14 protein-coding genes and 1 pseudogene are annotated in these 17,044 nt (G+C 71.9%); 4 read left to right on the plus strand and 11 right to left on the minus strand.

The genetic code is table 11. The features are described 5' to 3' along the window. Positions 1-13 precede the first annotated feature (13 nt). Together ACFWWQ_RS12435 and ACFWWQ_RS12440 are read right to left on the minus strand one after the other, a co-directional pair. Positions 14-1,312: a family 2 encapsulin nanocompartment cargo protein terpene cyclase gene (locus tag ACFWWQ_RS12435; RefSeq protein ID WP_384594353.1), complete on the minus strand. Its 1,299-nt coding sequence runs from the start codon at positions 1,310-1,312 to the stop codon at positions 14-16. A 275-nt stretch (positions 1,313-1,587) separates the two neighbouring features. After that, on the minus strand, positions 1,588-3,000 hold the full coding sequence (locus ACFWWQ_RS12440; protein WP_384594356.1) for a family 2B encapsulin nanocompartment shell protein: 1,413 nt from the start codon (positions 2,998-3,000) through the stop codon (positions 1,588-1,590). Between the two features lie 519 nt (positions 3,001-3,519). Here ACFWWQ_RS12440 and ACFWWQ_RS12445 point away from each other — a divergent pair. From ACFWWQ_RS12445 to ACFWWQ_RS12455, 3 genes are all read left to right on the plus strand, one after another. After that, entirely contained in the window at positions 3,520-3,831 is a 312-nt protein-coding gene (locus ACFWWQ_RS12445; protein ID WP_384594359.1) for an ArsR/SmtB family transcription factor, read from the plus strand. 217 nt (positions 3,832-4,048) lie between these two features. Next, the gene (locus ACFWWQ_RS12450) at positions 4,049-5,275 is read left to right on the plus strand and encodes an MFS transporter (RefSeq protein ID WP_384594362.1); all 1,227 of its coding nucleotides are present in this window, start codon (positions 4,049-4,051) and stop codon (positions 5,273-5,275) included. Positions 5,276-5,336: 61 nt separating this feature from the next. Further along, positions 5,337-6,005 carry an O-methyltransferase gene (locus ACFWWQ_RS12455; RefSeq protein WP_384594365.1) on the plus strand — a complete coding sequence of 223 codons (669 nt, stop codon included), beginning with the start codon at positions 5,337-5,339 and terminating at the stop codon, positions 6,003-6,005. Positions 6,006-6,048: 43 nt separating this feature from the next. Here the strand turns inward: ACFWWQ_RS12455 and ACFWWQ_RS12460 are convergent, their stop codons facing one another. Further along, positions 6,049-6,882, minus strand: a complete 834-nt coding sequence (locus tag ACFWWQ_RS12460) for a class I SAM-dependent methyltransferase (RefSeq protein WP_384594368.1) — start codon at positions 6,880-6,882, stop codon at positions 6,049-6,051. Positions 6,883-6,951: 69 nt separating this feature from the next. On the opposite strand from ACFWWQ_RS12460, the gene ACFWWQ_RS12465 reads away from it, so the two are divergent. After that, a complete protein-coding gene (locus ACFWWQ_RS12465) occupies positions 6,952-8,859 on the plus strand; it encodes a prolyl oligopeptidase family serine peptidase (RefSeq protein WP_384594371.1) in 1,908 nt (635 codons plus the stop codon). A 246-nt stretch (positions 8,860-9,105) separates the two neighbouring features. On the opposite strand, the gene ACFWWQ_RS12470 is transcribed toward ACFWWQ_RS12465, so the two are convergent. The 8 genes and pseudogenes from ACFWWQ_RS12470 to ACFWWQ_RS12505 form a co-directional block, all read right to left on the minus strand. Next, the gene (locus ACFWWQ_RS12470) at positions 9,106-9,939 is read right to left on the minus strand and encodes an SURF1 family protein (RefSeq protein ID WP_384594374.1); all 834 of its coding nucleotides are present in this window, start codon (positions 9,937-9,939) and stop codon (positions 9,106-9,108) included. An 87-nt stretch (positions 9,940-10,026) separates the two neighbouring features. Next, on the minus strand, positions 10,027-11,310 hold the full coding sequence (locus ACFWWQ_RS12475; protein WP_384594377.1) for a hypothetical protein: 1,284 nt from the start codon (positions 11,308-11,310) through the stop codon (positions 10,027-10,029). Further along, positions 11,307-11,987: a SigE family RNA polymerase sigma factor gene (locus ACFWWQ_RS12480; protein ID WP_384594380.1), complete on the minus strand. Its 681-nt coding sequence runs from the start codon at positions 11,985-11,987 to the stop codon at positions 11,307-11,309. The genes ACFWWQ_RS12475 and ACFWWQ_RS12480 overlap by 4 nt, the downstream gene beginning before the upstream one ends. Positions 11,988-12,572: 585 nt before the next feature. Then, positions 12,573-13,844, minus strand: a complete 1,272-nt coding sequence (locus tag ACFWWQ_RS12485) for an aspartate kinase (RefSeq protein ID WP_143944046.1) — start codon at positions 13,842-13,844, stop codon at positions 12,573-12,575. A gap of 398 nt (positions 13,845-14,242) precedes the next feature. Beyond that, entirely contained in the window at positions 14,243-14,905 is a 663-nt protein-coding gene (locus tag ACFWWQ_RS12490; RefSeq protein ID WP_384594384.1) for a DUF5063 domain-containing protein, read from the minus strand. Further along, positions 14,898-15,497: a recombination mediator RecR gene (gene recR / locus ACFWWQ_RS12495; RefSeq protein WP_384594387.1), complete on the minus strand. Its 600-nt coding sequence runs from the start codon at positions 15,495-15,497 to the stop codon at positions 14,898-14,900. The genes ACFWWQ_RS12490 and recR overlap by 8 nt, the downstream gene beginning before the upstream one ends. A gap of 84 nt (positions 15,498-15,581) precedes the next feature. Next, on the minus strand, positions 15,582-15,932 hold the full coding sequence (locus ACFWWQ_RS12500; protein ID WP_384594390.1) for a YbaB/EbfC family nucleoid-associated protein: 351 nt from the start codon (positions 15,930-15,932) through the stop codon (positions 15,582-15,584). Positions 15,933-16,176: 244 nt separating this feature from the next. Further along, positions 16,177-17,044 (minus strand): annotated as a pseudogene (locus ACFWWQ_RS12505) (DNA polymerase III subunit gamma and tau); the annotation flags it as partial.

Here is a 17,044-nt window from a genome sequence, read left to right on the forward strand (position 1 = left end):
AAAAATCCAATTCTTACCAGAAGTCGGGCAGGCTGTATCGGTAGGTGTTGGTCCGGTGCCAGTAGTGGTTGCCGTCGACCCATACGGCGACCCCGCGCAGGAAGCGGACCACGGTCGGTACGGGGCCGGCGGCGGCCAGGGCGGCGGCTTCGGCTTCGAAGGCGTGCATGAGGTCGTTGTGGACCTCGACCGCCTTCAGGTAGGCGTCCCGGTCGGAGACGCCCTCGCGTTCGGCGATCACCACGGGCAGATTGAGGTGGCGGCCGGGGCTGTTGAGTTCCTTGGTGTACGAGTAGAGGTCGTTGACGATCGTGGTGGCGTTCCCGGCGAGCGCGATGACCCGTTGCATGGCGGGCAGGGCGTGCAGGTCGGCCGGGAGTTCGTAGCCGCCGACGGTGTCGGTGATGGTGGGGCAGGGGCGGAAGTTGTTGAACTGGCGCATCGCCAGGTACTCCCACACCTCCGGGACGTGGTCCTCCTGGGCCCACGCGGCCTCGGCGAGGTAGCCCAGGTGGAGGCGGGCCATGTCGTGCCGGTACCGGTCGGCCTGGGAGGCGGTGGACTGGCGGACGAAGTACTCCATGGCGGAGCGGTAGGCGCGCCGGGGGGCGTCCGACTGGAGCGAGGCGACCCACGCCGGTTCGTACTCGCCGGTGGTGTGCAGCGGGTCGAGGGCGGTGTGGGCCAGCAGCAGGCGGCTGCCGAGGCCGATGGGTGAGCCGCCGTGGTCCTCGCAGTAGCAGTCGTCGACGGCGTTCTCGGCGACCATCAGCCGGGTGGCGATCATCAGGTGGTCGACGGTGGGCGCGTCCGGGTGGCAGGCGACCATGTAGCGGCCGACGGAGAACCCGTCGAACTGGTTCTCCCACTCCGGCGGGAACGCCTGGACCTCGTCGACCGCCCACCGCTTGATCCGCGCGCCGACCTCCTCCACACGCGCCGGGTCGGGCTCCGGCACCGGGTGGTGGTAGAGGCCCGGGATCGGCGACCCCGGGGCGGGCGGCCCCGATGTGACGGGGGCCTCCGGCGCGGGGGCCTCCGCGCGGCGGCGCGGGTACAGGCTCGCGGTGCCCAGGCCGCTGGGGCCGCGCAGGGTCCGTTCGATGGTGGGCCGGTCCACCGCGGCGGCGCCCTCCCGCGCGGCGCCGGTGACCTGCGCGCCGCCGGGCGTGGGCGCGTCCGTGGGGACGGTCCGTGCGAACGAGGGCGGGCCGGGCAGCGCGGGCCGGGCGCCCGTGTCGGGGCGGGTCACGGCGCGGGCCGCAGCGGCGGGGAGGCCCGGCTGCAGAGGGGAAGGCCCGGGATCGGACATCCGTAGCTCCTTGGTGAGGTGAGGTGGGCTGCCCCGGATCCCGGGCGTGCTCGCCCGGGGCAGGGAGGTCCGGGCCGTCGTGGCCGAGGTGGCCGCCGTCCGCGACGTCCCGCCGTCCGCCCGCCGGACCGGACCGGACGCGGCGGCGTCGCGGGCCCGTCCTCGGGCGGCTTCGCGGGCCCGTCCTGTGGCGGATGCGCGGGCCCGTCCTCACGGGGCCCGGGGGTGTCTTATCGATCTACGTGGCGGCCCCGCGGAGACCGGGAAGACACGCCCTAGCTGCGCCGGTGCGCGATCTGCACGTTCTCCAGCACGCCGAGCGCGTCGGGCACCAGGATCGCGGCGGAGTAGTAGGTGGAGACCAGGTACGAGATGATCGCCTGCTCGCTGATGCCCATGAACCGCACGGACAGGCCCGGCTCGTACTCCTCCGGCAGACCGGTCTGGTGCAGGCCGATGACGCCCTGGTTGTCCTCGCCGGTACGCATGGCGAGGATGGAGCTGGTGTTCTCCTTGGAGATGGGGATCTTGCTGCACGGCAGGATCGGGACGCCGCGCCAGGCCGGGACGGACTGACCGCCGAGGTCGACGTGGTCCGGGTAGAGGCCGCGGGCGTTGAACTCCCGCCCGATCGCGGCGATCGCCTTGGGGTGGGCGAAGAGGAACTTCGTGCCGCGGCGGCGGGAGAGCAGGTCGTCGAGGTCGTCCGGGGTGGGCAGACCGGAGTGGCTCTGGATCCGCTGCTTGAAGGCGGCGTTGGGGAGCAGACCGAACTCGCGGTTGTTGATCAGCTCGTACTCCTGGCGCTCACGCAGCGCCTCGATGGTGAGCCGGAGCTGTTCCTCGGTCTGGTTCATCGGGCCGTTGTAGAGGTCGGCGACCCGGGTGTGGACCCGCAGGACCGTCTGCGCGACGGAGAGTTCGTACTCGCGGGGGTGGAGTTCGTAGTCGACGAACGTGCCGGGGAGTTCGGGCTCACCGGAGTGGCCCGCCAACATCGCGATCTCGGCCTCGCCGTGACGGTTCTGCCGCTGTTGGGGCAGGGAGCGGACCTTCTCGACGTGGTCCTGGAGATCCGGCGCCGTGGCCATCACCGCGTCGAAGTCGGCGCGGGAGAGGGTGAGGAGGGTACCGGCGGTCTCCGCGGTGGCCGTGGTGTCCCAGGTGGCCTCGCCGTCCAGGAGGGCCTGCTCACCGAAGTGGCCGCCGTCGGCGACGATGTTGACGGAGGTGTCGCTGCCGTACTTGCCCTCGGCGGTCTGGCTGATCCGGCCGTGGGCGACGAGGTGGATGCGTTCGGCGGGTGTGCCGCGCTCGACCAGCACCTCTCCGGCGCGGAAATCGCGCTGGACGCAGCGGTCGGCGATGGCCTTGAGCACCTCGACGTCGTCGAAGCCGCGCAGCAGGGCGAGTTCGCTCAGTTCGCGGGGGACCACCCGGACGTCGGCGCCGTCCTGGACGAACTCGATGTACCCGTCGCCGACGGTGTAGGTCAGTCGGCGGTTCACCCGGTAGGCGCCGCCCTTCGCCTCGACCCAGGGCAGCATCCGCAGCAGCCAGCGGGAGGTGATCTCCTGCATCTGCGGCGCGGACTTGGTCGTGGTGGCGAGATTGCGGGCAGCCGCGGTGCTCAGGCTGGTCTGCGGGGAGGTGGCCGGCGGAGCTTCCGGGCCGGTCTCAACGGTCATCTGACGAGCTCTCCTTCGCAAGGGGTGATCGGCGTACGCGGGCCAACCGAGGAAAGGTGGAAAGAGGATGGGGGCGCGGAGAAAATGCGGTAAGCGGACGGTTTTCAGAACTCCGTCCGACTCCCGGAGACCAGTAAAGGGGTAAGAAACCCAGCTCACGCAAATAAGAGCGCCGGTGTTACCTCGATGCGGTGACATTGCCCGGCACTAGGTTTAGCAAGCGGCCCGAATGTTTTCGGACTACCCGATACGGAGCACGTCAGCCATACGGAAAAGCACCCGCCGCAATCACTCTTCTGCTATCCGCAGGAAGAATTTTGACGTTCTGACGTCTCATCAGATCACTCGGCGGGGCGAGCGCGGGGGCAGCCCGTCACAGCCACCACCACTCGGCCCCACCCGGTACGCCCCCGCCCCGCATTTGACATCCACCGACACATCGCGAAAAGTAGATACGGCGAAAGGTAGATACGACGCGTTCGCGGTGGACGCGCCGACCGGAGCGGAAGGAGCGGCGCCATGGACCCCCTGGCGATCTACAAGGCGCTGGCCAACCCGGCGCGGCTGCGGTTCCTCCAGTGGCTGAAGGACCCGGCCGCCCACTTCGACGAGGACGCCTACCGGCAGCAGGGCCTCGGGTTCCACATCGGGGTGTGCGTCGGCGACATCCGCACCAGGTCGGGCCTCTCGCAGTCCGTGGTCTCCAGCTATCTGCACACCCTGCGGGACGCGGGGCTGCTGGAGTCCGAGCGGATCGGCAAGTGGACGTACTACCGGCGCAACGAGCGCACGATCGAGGCGTTCGCGGCACACGTCCGCGACGCGCTCTGACCCACCGGCCCGGGCCGGTTCGTAAGCCCTGAGCCCTGCGTCGCGAGCCCTGAGCTGTGCATCGTGAGTCGCGAGCCCTGAACCCTGATGCCCGACGGACCGGGCCCCACACAGGCAAACATATCGAGAAAACGCGATACGTAGATGCGCTAGAGGTAGAGGTAACTGCCGAGCCGCACTACGTACAGGAACCCACCCTGAAGGAAAGGATCCGACGATGAGGAGAGAGGCGGTGGCGCTTCCGGCGCTCGCGCTGGGGGTGTTCAGCATCATCACCACGGAGATGGGGATCGTCGGCGTCCTGCCGGAGATCGCGGACAGGCTGGGGGTCAGCGCCTCCGCCGCGGGGCTGCTCGTGGGCTCGTTCGCGCTGGTGGTGGCGGTGTCCGGGCCCTTCATGACGCTGGCGTCGTCGGCGGTCGACCGGCGGGCCGTGCTGGCCGTGACCATGGGCGTCTTCGCCGTATCGAACGCCGTCTACGCGCTCAGTACGGACTTCGGGCTGACGCTCGCCTTCCGCGTCATCCCCGCGCTGCTGCACCCGGTCTTCTTCTCCGTCGCGCTGGCGACGGCGGTACGGCTCGGGGAGGCGGCGGAACCGGCACGGGCGACGGCGCGGGTCTTCGCGGGCGTCACCGTCGGCTTCGCCTTCGGCGTACCGCTGACGTCCTACCTGGCCGGCCACTTCTCGCTCCCGGCCGCGTTCTGGTTCGGCGCCGCGGTCAACCTGCTCGGGCTGGTGGGCCTCGTACGGTTCCTGCCCGCGATGCCGGTGGGCGAACGGCTTTCGTACGGCGCCCAGTTGGGGGTGCTGCGGCGCGGGCGGACGTGGCTGACGCTCGTCTCCGTCGTGCTCGTCTTCGCGGCGCTGTTCTCCGTATACGGCTACTTCGCGGCGTATCTCGGCGGCGTCACCGGGATGAACAGCTCCTGGATCAGCGCGATGCTGCTGGTGTTCGGCGTGGTGATGATCTTCGGCAACTTCGCCTTCGCCACACTGCTGCGGCGCGGAGTGGGCCGCACCGCGCTCGCCTTCCCCGTCCTGTGCCTGGCCGTCTTCGCGGCGCTGCTGGCGCTGGGGGCGCGGCTGCCCGCGGTGGTGGCGCTGGTTCCGGTCTGGGCGATGGTGCACTCCGGAGGGCTGATCGTGTGCCAGAGCTGGCTGGGGCGCGATACGCGGCAGGCGCCGGAGTTCGGCAACAGCCTCTTCGTGTCGTTCTCCAATCTGGGCATCACGGTGGGCACGACGATCGGCGGCTGGTCGCTGGCGGCGCTCGGCACCCGCGCGCTCCCTTGGACCGGTATCGCGTTCGCCCTCGCGGCGCTGGTCACCGTGGTGCTGCGGCTGGCGTGGGGCGAGCGGACGGGCGCGGCGCCGCAGCGTGGAACGGGGTCCGCCAGGGCCGGCGAGGCGTCGGTGCCCGTTGGCAAGGTCATTGCCTGACACCGTGATCCGCGGCCGGTACCTTCCTTGGCGACACCCATGAGATGAGGGAAGAGGCCCTGTGTCCGAGCACCAATGGAACGCCGTCGAAGGCTACTTCGCACCCCTGCTCGCCCCGCACGACGACGTCCTCGTCGCGGCGCTGCGGGCCAGCGACGCCGCCGGACTGCCCAAGATCGCCGTCTCGCCCACCGAGGGCAAGCTGCTCCACCTCCTCGCGCAGACCCAGGGCGCGCGCCGGATCCTCGAACTGGGCACGCTGGGCGGCTACAGCACCATCTGGCTGGGGCGCGCGCTCCCCGCCGACGGGCGGCTGGTCTCCGTGGAGGCGGACGCGACCCACGCCGAGGTGGCGCGCGCCAACCTCGACCGGGCGGGTCTGTCCGGGGTGGCGGAGGTCCGTGTCGGCCCGGCGCTCGACACGCTGGCCACGCTGGTGGCGGATGGCACCGAACCGTTCGACCTGGTCTTCATCGACGCGGACAAGCCCAACAACCCGCACTATCTGGAGTGGGCGCTGCGGCTCACCCGCCCCGGGTCCCTGATCATCTGCGACAACGTCGTACGCGGCGGAAAGGTCGCCGACGCGGCCAGCGCCGAGCCCGCCATCCAGGGCACCCGCCGCTGCCTGGAGATGATGGCCGAGCACCCGAGGCTGTCGGCGACCGCGATCCAGACGGTCGGCAGCAAGGGGTACGACGGCTTCGCACTGGCCCGGGTGGTCGCGTAGGGGTACTCCCGGTGGGGCGTCCCTTCGGGGGCGCCCCTGCTGGTCAGGCGGGCCGGGTGGCCTTGAGGGAGTACATGAGCGGGATGCGGGGGCGGCCGGCGGGGAGGCGGTAGAAGCCGTCGTCGCCGCGTTGCAGCGCGCCGAAGCGCTGGAACATCGTCATGTCGTGCTCATGGAGGAATTCGATCCGCAGCCCGGTCGCGGCGACCGCGCTGACCACGTCGCCGATCGGATGCTGCCATTCGACGGTGCGGTTGTTGACCGTCGGGGCACCGAAGTCCGTGTACGTACCGGGGGCCTCGTCCACCCACGCGTCACGGCTGAAGTAGTCGTGCGTGATGCGGGAGCCCGTGGAGTCGTCCAGCGCATCGCACAACGGGTGGAACTCCGCGAGGTAGAGGAAGCCGCCGGGGGCGACGAGGGAGGCGGCCGTCTCGGCCCAACGCTCCACGTCCGGCAGCCAGTTGAGCGCACCGATGCCGGTGTACACGACGTCGTAGGCGGAATCGGGCACCGCCTCCGCCGCGTCGTACACATCGGCGGCCACGAACGAGGCGCGGTCGGTGCCGTATCCGAGGTCGGCGGCGGTCTCGCGGGCCGCGTCGACCGCCGGTTCGGAGAAGTCCAGGCCGACGACCTGGGACGCGCCGCGGTGCAGCCACGAGAGGGTGTCCTGCCCGAAGTGGCACTGGAGATGCAGCAGGGAGCTGCCGGTGACGTCGCCGACCTCCGCCGCTTCGAAGGCGCGGATCGTGTCCCGGCTGCGCCGGAACCCTTCGTGGTCGTAATAATCGCTCGCCATGTGGAGGGGGACCCGCTCGTCCCACCTCGCGCGGTTGGCCTCGCGCCAGTCGTCGGGGCCCGTATGTCTTCGCATGCCGCGAAGTTATCCACAGGCGTGGGCGGCCGCCAACACGATTTTTGCGACCGGGCGCAGAATGGGGCCATGACTGACGAGACCACTGACAACGGCCCCGGCACCGCCCCGGCCGACCCGCGCAATTCCCCGCTGCCGCACTCCCCCGCGGCCCTCGCCGACGGCTCCGGCATGCCGGAGTGGGAGCAGCGGTTCCGCGCCCCGCGGGTCTCCCTGCCGGACTGGGCGCAGGACGCCCCGGACCGCTCGCTGTTCGTCTCCAACGCGACCGGCACCTTCGAGCTGTACGCATGGGACCGGGCCTCCGGCAGTCAGCGCCAGGCCACGGACCGGCCGAACGGCACCACGGACGGCACGCTGTCGCCGGACGGCGAGTGGATCTGGTGGTTCTCGGACACCGACGGCGACGAATTCGGGGTGTGGATGCGGCAGCCGTTCGGCGGCGGCGCCGATGAACCGGCCACGCCCGGCCTCGCCCCCTCCTACCCCGCCGGGCTCGCCCTCGGCCGGGACGGCTCCGCCGTCGTCGGCCGCTCCACGGACGAGGAGGGTTCGACGATCCATGTCGTGCGGCCCGGCGAGGAGCCGGTGGAGATCTACCGCCACCAGGAGTCGGCGGGGGTGGGCGACTACTCCCACGACGGTTCGCTGATCGCGATCGAGCACACCGAGCACGGCGACGCGATGCACTCGGCGATCCGCGTCGTCCGCCCGGACGGTTCGACCGTCGCCGAGCTGGACGACACCAAGGGCGGCACCGAGGAGCTGGGGCTGTCCGTGATGGGCTTCGCGCCGGTCGACGGCGACACCCGGCTGCTCGTCGGACACCAGCGGCGCGGCCGGTGGGAGCCGATGATCTGGGACCCGCTGACCGGCGTCGAGACCGCCCTCGACATCGACCTCCCCGGTGATGTGGGCGCCGACTGGTACCCGGACGGCTCGGCCCTGCTGATCGAGCACGAATACCAGGCCCGCAGCGAACTGTGGCGCTACGGCCTCGGCGCAGCGGCCACTACCGAAGGTGCCACGCCCGCGCTGACGCGGGTGTCGACACCGGTGGGCACGGTGTCCGGGGCGACGGCCCGGCCCGACGGTGCCGTGGAGTTCCTGTGGTCGTCGGCCGCCCAGCCGCCGGAGGTCCGGTCGACGAGCGCCGCGGTCGTCCTCGACCCGCCCGGGATGAAGGCCCCGGCTTCGGTCGCGGTGACGGACACCTGGGTGGAGGGGCCGGGCGGCCGGATCCACGCCCTGGTCCAGCGGCCCGCGGGCGATGGCCCGTTCCCCACCGTCTTCGACATCCACGGCGGCCCCACCTGGCACGACAGCGACGCGTTCGCCTCCGCGCCCGCCGCCTGGGTGGACCACGGCTTCGCGGTCGTCCGCGTCAACTACCGCGGTTCGACGGGCTACGGCCGCGCCTGGACGGACGCGCTCAAGCACCGCGTCGGGCTGATCGAGCTGGAGGACATCGCCGCGGTCCGCGAATGGGCCGTCTCCTCGGGCCTGGCCGACCCGGAGCGGCTGGTCCTGTCCGGCGGCTCGTGGGGCGGCTACCTCACCCTGCTCGGCCTGGGCACCCAGCCCGACGCCTGGGCTCTCGGCCTCGCCGCCGTCCCGGTCGCCGACTACGTCACGGCGTACCACGACGAGATGGAAGCCCTCAAGGCGATGGACCGCACCCTCCTCGGCGGCACTCCCGAAGAGGTCCCGGAACGCTTCGAGGCGTCCTCCCCGCTCACCTACGTGGACGCGGTACGGGCCCCCGTCTACATCTCCGCGGGGGTCAACGACCCCCGCTGCCCGATCCGCCAGGTGGAGAACTACGTCGCACGCCTGGAACAGCGCGCCCACCCGCACGAGGTCTACCGCTACGACGCGGGCCACGGCTCCCTCGTCGTAGAGGAACGCATCAAGCAGGTCCGCCTGGAACTGGACTTCGCGCTGCGGTACCTGAAGGAGGGTGAGGGGGAGAGCTGAGGTCAGGCACGTCGCAGTGGGCGCCGGGCCGGGCGCCCACTGCGGGGCTGCCCCTCGGGGGGCGGGGCTCGGAGGCCGGGGGCGGGTGGCGCCATGTCGTCGTGCGGTTTCGCGTCGTCGAGTCGTCGAGTCGTAGCGCCAGACGGTGCGGGGCAGTGACGCGGTCGTACATGCCTGTGCGCGAGGCGGGGTGGGAGGGCGGAGGGGTGGGGAGGGGGCGGGGGCGGGGGCGGGGGGGGAGGCCCCCTAGCCGGCCGAAACGCTCTCCCGTTCCCCCTCCCCCACCCCAGCCCCAGCCCCAATCCCCAACGCCACATCCCGGGCCGCCTCCGCCTCTCGCCGGAAGAGCCGGAACCACATGAAGACGACGAAGCCTGCGAAGACGAACCATTCGCCGGTGTAGCCGAGGTTCTGGAACGCCTTGAGGTCCAGTCCGCTGCCCTCCGCCGCGGCCGGCGGTACGGCCTTCAGGGGCGCGGAGGTGTCGCCGAGCGTGATCCAGGCGTCGTAGACCGGGTACGGCACGATGTTGACCAGCGAGGCGGCGCTGATCATGCCGAGTTGGCCCTTGGGGAGGCCGCCGCCGGACTGCACGCCGCTGGTGCCGACGTTCTCGGACCCCTGGAGGGCGCCGGTGACGGTCACCTCGCCGGACGGCGGTGCGGGCACCTTGGCGGTGTCGGCGGGGTTGTTCGCGTCGCCGGGGAGCCAGCCGCGGACGACCGGGAGCGCCTTGCCGCCATCGGTGCGCAGCAGCGTCAGGACGTAGAAGCCGGGGCGGCTGCTCGCCTTGCGGTCGAGGGTGCGGTCCGGGACGAGCAGTTGGTGCCGGGTGTCGTACGTGCCGCGGGCGCGGGCCTGGCGGCCGGAGGTGACCTGGTCGACGGGGAGGAGGCTGTCGAGGGGACGGGCGGCGGCCGTCTCGGCCGCCACGGCCCGGTCCGCCTGCTGCCGGTGCGAGTGGACGCGGTCCTCGAAGCGGCTGAGCTGCCAGCTGCCCATGAAGACGCAGAAGGGGATCGCCAGTACGGCGAAGACGTTGATCCCCCACCACCGCGGGGTCAGCAGGAACCGATACACGCCCTCAACGGTACGGGGCCCGCCCGGTGCCCCCGCACCGCCCCCTCACGGGGCGCCGCCTCCGTACGGGACCGGGGCCCGCGGTCCCTACTTCCCGTTCAGCACCCCGGTCCGGTACACGGTTCCGGCGCAGGCGTCGGTGAGGGTGGCGTCGGCGGCGGTCGGTTCGCCGGCTTCCGGGGTGTGCCTGAGGACGATGTCTCCGAGCGCCGCGCCGCCGCCTCCCGAACCGCCGCCGCTCCCGCCGGTGGTGTCGCCGCCCTGGCCGCCGCCCGTGTCCTCGCCGTTGTCGGCGGGGGGCGGGGCGGCCGACGGGCTGGACGGCGAGGCCGACGGCGACGGCCCGGACCCGCCGCAGCCGCCGGACGCCGGGATCCACGCGAACTTGATCTCGTACGCCTGTCCCGGCTTGAGAACGAGCTGGTCAGGGGCGGTGGCAGGGTCGGGCAGGCCGGTGGCCTCGTCGCCGCTGGTGTGGTCGACGACATGGATGCGGGCGGTGTCGGCGGAGCCCTGCGCCTCGACGTCCACGGTGCCACCGCCGTCGACGGAGCAGGCCGTGGCGGAGGTGTTGACGACACGGAAGACGCCGTAGACGCGGCCCTGGGAGTCGGCGGGGGTGACGCTGCCGGTGCCCTTGCCGAGCTGGTCGCGTCCGCAGGCCGGGGAGGTGACGTCCATCGTTTCGTACGGGTCCGGGCTGGTCGCGCCGGTGCCGTGGCCGGGGTGGCGGGTCTCGGCGGGTTCGCCGTGGCCGTCGTGGGGGTGGCCGGGGCCGCCCTCCGCGTCGCCGTCGGAGGGCTGGCGTCCGCGGTGGACGGGGGCGCCGTCCGGGGCGCCGTCGGCGGCGCCGGTCTGCCGGTTTCCGACGGCGTTCGCGGGCCGGTCGCCGGGGGCGTCGTCGAGGTGGGCGACCTGCACCATCGCCGGGATGGAGGTGCCGCCGAGCAGCAGCGCGGCGGCCGCGCCGACGACGGCGTGGCGGCGGCGCCGCCGTCGGGCGGGGACGGCGTGCCGGATCTGGTCCAGGGCGTCCGGTGCCGGTTCCAGGTCGCCGACGGAGGACTGCAGTAGCCGCCGCAGTGCGTCCTCGCCGCCGAAACCGTCGTCGCCGGGCTCCTCGCCCCGCCTCGGGGAGCCGGGGCCGTCGGCTCCCCAGGAACCCGCGCCTCCGCCGTTACGGCCCGCGCCACCGGCCCCTGGGGCGTCGTCCCCGGGCCCGGCACCCCGGGCAGCGCCCTGGGCCCAGCCGGGCGCCCCGTGGCTCCCGCCCGCACTTCCGGAATTCACGAAATCTCCGGCACCGTCCGGGCCGCCGGGATCGCCCGCCCCGGAGTGTGCACGGGCCGGGTCGACGGTGTTGCCGTTCATGCCGGTGCCTCCATCGCGACGCGGAGCGCCGCGATACCGCGTGAGCCGTACGCCTTGACCGAGCCGAGCGATATGCCCAGCGTCTCGGCGACCTGCGCCTCGGTCATGTCGGCGAAGTAGCGCAGCACCAGCACCTCGCGCTGGCGGCGCTGGAGTCCGCGCATCGCCCGGATCAGTTCATCGCGTTCCAGCAGGTCATACGCGCCTTCCTCGGCGCTGGCCATGTCCGGCATCGGCTTGGAGAGCAGCTTGAGGCCGATGATGCGGCGGCGCAGCGCGGAGCGGGAAAGATTGACGACGGTCTGCCGCAGGTAGGCGAGGGTCTTCTCCGGTTCGCGGACGCGGTTGCGGGCGGAGTGGACGCGGATGAACGCCTCCTGGACGACGTCCTCGCAGGACGCGGTGTCGTCGAGGAGCAGCGCGGCGAGGCCGAGCAGGGAGCGGTAGTGGGCGCGGTAGGTCTCGGTGAGGTGGTCGACGGTGGTGCCGGTGGCCGCCGCGCCATCGGAGTCGCCGAGCTGGTCGGCGTCCCCACGCTGGGGCGGGAGTTTGCCGGGCCGCGTGGTGGGCCAGGGCGCGATCACCGGCATGCCCCCGGCGCCACGGGCGTGGGACGGACGCACTGCCGCGCCCGCTGCGCCCACCGGGGCGATCGTGAATGCGAGAACCTCTGCCACGCCTGTTGGACACGCATCTCCCCGTCAGGGTTGTACGCGCACGCCACCGTCTCCGGTGCTGCGTAGTATGCCCTCATTGCGCCCCAGCTCTTCCTCGGTGCCCCACCCAGTTGCCCCGATGCGTTCGCTCCGGCCTCACCCGCCGGCCCGTCGCGACCGCCCCTGGCGCCGTCCGCCCCAGGACCCCGACCGCCCACGACGCCCCGCGGGGCAGCACCCAAGACGCACCACTCCCGATCGCCGGTTCCCTGACGGTTCCGCGCCTCGCGACCGGGTGCACCGAGACGCCGCCGACCAGGCACGGGACGGCGGAACCAGCGGCCCGATCACAGAACCTTCACACGTTTCGCAAGTATGTCGCAGGGGGTCAAGGCCGCGACACCCGATTCCCGGAACACCTCTCCGCCCGGCCACCGACGTCCGAAAGCCGCCCGCCCGGGGCCGCGTCGCCCGCCCCGGGCCACGCCACGCCGCCCCGCCCCGGGCCGCGTCCCGGCCCGGTCAGCAAAGCGCCCGGTCAACAAAGCGGGCGGCCCGCCCCCGCCTCATGCGCGGGGAGCGGACCGCCCGGTCCGTTCCGGTGGGTCAGCGCCCGGTGCCGCCGTAGACCACGGCCTCGTCGCTGTCCGTGTCGAGACCGAAGGCGGTGTGCACGGCGCGCACCGCCTCGTTGACGTCGTCGGCGCGGGTGACGACCGAGATGCGGATCTCGGAGGTCGAGATCAGCTCGATGTTCACCCCGGCGTTCGACAGCGCCTCGAAGAACGTCGCGGTGACGCCCGGGTTGGTCTTCATCCCCGCGCCGACCAGGGAGATCTTGGCGATCTGGTCGTCGTAACGGAGCGAGTCGAAGCCGACCGCCGCGCGGGTCTTCTCCAGGGCGGCGACGGCCTTGCGGCCCTCGGACTTCGGCAGCGTGAAGGAGATGTCCGTCAGTCCGGTCGAGGCGGCCGAGACGTTCTGGACGACCATGTCGATGTTGACCTCGGAGTCCGCGATGGCGCGGAAGATGCGCGCGGCCTCACCCGGCTTGTCCGGCACGCCGACGACCGTGACCTTCGCCTCGGAGGTGTCATGTGCGACGCCCGAGATGATTGCCTGCTCCATCGGCTGGTCCCCTTGTGGTTCGTTGCTGACCCACGTGCCCTTGAGCCCCGAGAACGAGGAGCGGACGTGGATCGGAATGTCGTAACGGCGTGCGTATTCGACGCAGCGGTGCAGCAGCACCTTGGATCCGGAGCTGGCCAGCTCCAGCATGTCCTCGAAGGAGATCCAGTCGATCTTCCGGGCCTTCTTGACGACCCGGGGGTCGGCGGTGAAGACGCCGTCGACGTCGGTGTAGATCTCGCAGACGTCGGCGTTCAGCGCGGCGGCCAGCGCGACCGCCGTGGTGTCCGAGCCACCACGACCCAGCGTCGTGATGTCCTTCTTGTCCTGGGAGACACCCTGGAATCCGGCGACGATGGCGATGTTGCCCTCGTCGACGGAGGTCTTGATGCGGCCGGGCGTCACATCGATGATCCGTGCCTTGTTGTGCACGGAGTCGGTGATCACACCGGCCTGGCTGCCGGTGAAGGACTGCGCTTCATGACCGAGGTTTTTGATCGCCATCGCCAGCAGCGCCATGGAGATTCGCTCTCCGGCGGTCAGCAGCATGTCGAACTCGCGCCCCGATGGAATCGGGGACACTTCCTGAGCGAGATCGATCAGCTCGTCCGTCGTGTCGCCCATCGCCGAAACCACCACGACAACCTGGTTGCCGTTCTTCTTGGCCTCGACGACTCGCTTGGCAACGCGCTTGATGCCCTCGGCATCCGCAACGGATGAGCCGCCGTACTTCTGCACGACAAGGCCCACGTGCGCTCCTCGCAACTGTCTCTTCGGGAGTTTCCTCCCGGACCCCCGGAAATGGGGGTACTGCGGTCGACTCAGTTTAACGAGCAGGCGGAAACCGCCTCGCCGATACCGCATGGTGAGACACAACGCTCAACCATCGATCATCTTTCGTACGCAGATGATCACCGTGTCCCGCGGCGGCTCCGCGTGGCGCCCCGTTGCGCCCGCTCGGCCAGCGCATGCCCGCTCCGGCACGGAGCACACGGGAACGTAAGCCAGGTCACACACCGCCACGGCCGTGCTGCATACGGTTTCCGCCATCCCGGCAGCGCCTCGGAAACCCCTCCGGCACCGCCCCGCCCACCGGCCACGCGCCACCGTGGCGGCGCGTGCCCTGTCCGACGGCGGGGCGCCCCGGATCACTCCCTGTGCAGCCCCAGCGGCCCGGCGATCTCCGCCACCATGACCTTGCCCGCCTCCTCGGCGAGCCGCTCCTCGTCGCTGCCCGCCCCGCTGTCGGTGTCCAGCCCGTTGAGCGCGTCCAGCGGCTGGTCGAGGCGGACGTGCGCGACCAGCGACTGGAGTGCGCGCAGCGCCGCTGACGCGGTCGGGCCCCAGTTGGTGAGGTAGGAGAACTGCCACCACCACAGCGCCTCGCTGACCCGGCCTGCCCGGTAGTGCGCCAGCCCGTGCCGCAGATCGGTGACGATGTTGGCGAGGTCGTCGGAGATCCGGCAGGCCACCGGCTCGCTGCGCGGCACGTACGGGTCGAAGACCTCGGAGTACACATCGACCGGATCGAGGAGGCGGGCGAACCGCTCGCGCAGCTCGTCGGCGTCCGGCTCCGGGCCGCTGTCCGGTTCGTATCGCTCGTCCGGGACGATGTCCTCGTGGGCGCCGAGGCGTCCGCCGGTCAGTAGCAGCTGGGAGATCTCCAGCAGCAGGAACGGCACCGCGCTGTCCGGTTCGTCGCCCTTGGCGACCTCGGTCACCGCGACGATGAAGCTCTCGATCGAGTCGGAGATCGATACGGCGAAGTCGTCGGGATTCTGCGTCGCGTTGTGCAGCGTGGCATCAGACATCGAGAAGTCTCCTCCCTTCGAAGGCCCGCCCGAGCGTGACCTCGTCGGCATACTCCAGGTCGCCCCCGACCGGCAGTCCGCTGGCCAGTCGCGTCACCTTCAGCCCCATGGGCTTGATCATGCGCGCCAGGTACGTGGCGGTGGCCTCGCCCTCCAGATTCGGGTCGGTGGCCAGGATCAGCTCGGTGACGGTGCCGTCGGCGAGCCTGGCCAGCAACTCCCGGATCCGCAGATCGTCCGGGCCGACGCCCTCGATCGGGCTGATCGCCCCGCCGAGCACGTGGTACCGGCCGCGGAACTCCCGCGTCCGCTCGATCGCCACGACGTCCTTGGGCTCCTCCACGACGCAGATGACCGCCAGGTCGCGGCGCGGGTCCAGGCAGACCCGGCACTGCTCCTCCTGTGCGACGTTGCCGCACACGCTGCAGAACCGGACCTTCGCCTTGACCTCCATCAGCGCGTTCGCGAGCCGACGGACATCGGTCGGCTCGGCCTGCAGAACATGGAAGGCGATCCGCTGCGCGCTCTTGGGACCGACGCCGGGCAGCCTGCCCAGCTCGTCGATCAGATCCTGAACCACGCCTTCGTACACGGAACGTCTTCTTTCTCTTCTGCCCTGCTCAGTACGCTAGTTGGCCACCGCCGGAAAAGGGAGACCGCGATCAGGCCCCGGGCCTCAGAAGGGCAGGCCGGGGATTCCGCCGCCGCCCAGGCCCTGCGCCAGCGGGCCGAGCTTCTGCTGCTGGAGCTGCTGGGCGCTGGCGTTCGCGTCCCGGACGGCCGCGAGCACCAGGTCGGCGAGGGTCTCGGCGGTCTCCTCCGCGGAGTCGACATCGACCGCCTTCGGGTCGATGACCAGGCTCTTCAGCTCACCGGAGCCGGTCACCGTCGCCTTGACGAGGCCGCCGCCCGCCGACCCGTCGACGGGCGTCTCCGCCAGCTCCTGCTGGGCGGCCGCAAGGTCCTGCTGCATCTTCTGGGCCTGCTGAAGCAGCTGCTGCATATTGGGCTGACCACCGGGGATCACGACGTGACTCCTGCCGTACGACAACGATTGGTGCGGTAGCCCGAGCCTACGTGCTTCCCGGGACCCGCGCCTTACGCCGTACGGACGAGCCGCCACACCTACGCCCGGCCTTGCTCCGCTCTCCCATCCTGCCCCTTCGGGGTGAACGGAGCGGGGCCGTCGGACCACCTGTGGCGGTACGGGCGGGGCGGGGGCGGGACGGCCCGGCGGCGCCCCGAAGCCTCGGGCGGGGCGCCCCGCCGCCTCACTCGTTGTGGAACTCCTCCACGACCGTCGCGCCCAGCTCCCGGACAATGAGGTCGTGGCCGCTCAGGGCGGAGTCGACGAGGTCCGGGTCGTCCGCCTCCGGTATGTCGTACTCGACGGACATCGGCGGCTCGGGGGACACCTCGGGCTCCGGGGTGCGGCCACCCGGCCCGCCGGACGACGGCGATGACACGGCCTCCCGCGCCATCCGGGCGCCCTGGCTGCCGCCGGAGGCGCCGCCGCCGGCGGCCGGGCCGCCCTGCGACGGCGCGGGCGACGCCGGAGCGGACTGCGCCGGGCCGCCGTAGCCACCGCCCTGACCTGCGCCGTAACCGCCGCCTTGGCCACCGAAGCCGCCTCCGCCGCTGCCGCCACGGGCGCCACCGGCCGGCGGATTGGCGCCGCCCGACGGGTCGACGATGGCCTCCACCCGCCACTGCACCTGGAATGTCTCGGCGAGCACGTCCTTGAGGACGTCCTCGCTGCCGCCGTTGGCGAAGCTGTCGCGCGCCCCGGCGTTGGGGAAGCCGATCTGGAGCGTGGTGCCGTCGAAGCCGGAGACCTGGGCGTTCTGGCTCAGCAGGATCCATGTGAAACGTCGGCGGCCCTTGACCGCGTCCAGGATCTGCGGCCACATCTGCCGCACCTGCGCCGCCCCCGTACCCTGCCCGCCCCCGGCCGGGGCCTGCGGTGCGGGCGCCTGCGCCGCGGCGGGCTGCTGCGGGGCCGCTGCGGGCACCGGGGCGGACGGACGCGTCCCCTGCCCCGGAGCCGCGGCCGACGGCCAGCCCCCGGGCCGCCGCCCGGCCTCGCCCTGACCCGCGCCGCCGCCACCGGGCCAGGCACCGGGCCGCGCGGGACCGCCC

Origin of the sequence: Streptomyces sp. NPDC059080, assembly GCF_042739975.1 — a bacterium.
GTDB classification, from domain to species: domain Bacteria; phylum Actinomycetota; class Actinomycetes; order Streptomycetales; family Streptomycetaceae; genus Streptomyces; species Streptomyces benahoarensis.

What these genes read in the sequence shown, in the direction of transcription:
- ACFWWQ_RS12435 (WP_384594353.1), bottom strand. Translation starts at nt 1,312, where the DNA reads ATGTCCGATCCCGGGCCTTCCCCTCTGCAGCCGGGCCTCCCCGCCGCT.
- ACFWWQ_RS12440 (WP_384594356.1), bottom strand. Translation starts at nt 3,000, where the DNA reads ATGACCGTTGAGACCGGCCCGGAAGCTCCGCCGGCCACCTCCCCGCAG.
- ACFWWQ_RS12445 (WP_384594359.1), top strand. Translation starts at nt 3,520, where the DNA reads ATGGACCCCCTGGCGATCTACAAGGCGCTGGCCAACCCGGCGCGGCTG.
- ACFWWQ_RS12450 (WP_384594362.1), top strand. Translation starts at nt 4,049, where the DNA reads ATGAGGAGAGAGGCGGTGGCGCTTCCGGCGCTCGCGCTGGGGGTGTTC.
- ACFWWQ_RS12460 (WP_384594368.1), bottom strand. Translation starts at nt 6,882, where the DNA reads ATGCGAAGACATACGGGCCCCGACGACTGGCGCGAGGCCAACCGCGCG.
- ACFWWQ_RS12465 (WP_384594371.1), top strand. Translation starts at nt 6,952, where the DNA reads ATGACTGACGAGACCACTGACAACGGCCCCGGCACCGCCCCGGCCGAC.
- ACFWWQ_RS12475 (WP_384594377.1), bottom strand. Translation starts at nt 11,310, where the DNA reads ATGAACGGCAACACCGTCGACCCGGCCCGTGCACACTCCGGGGCGGGC.
- ACFWWQ_RS12490 (WP_384594384.1), bottom strand. Translation starts at nt 14,905, where the DNA reads ATGTCTGATGCCACGCTGCACAACGCGACGCAGAATCCCGACGACTTC.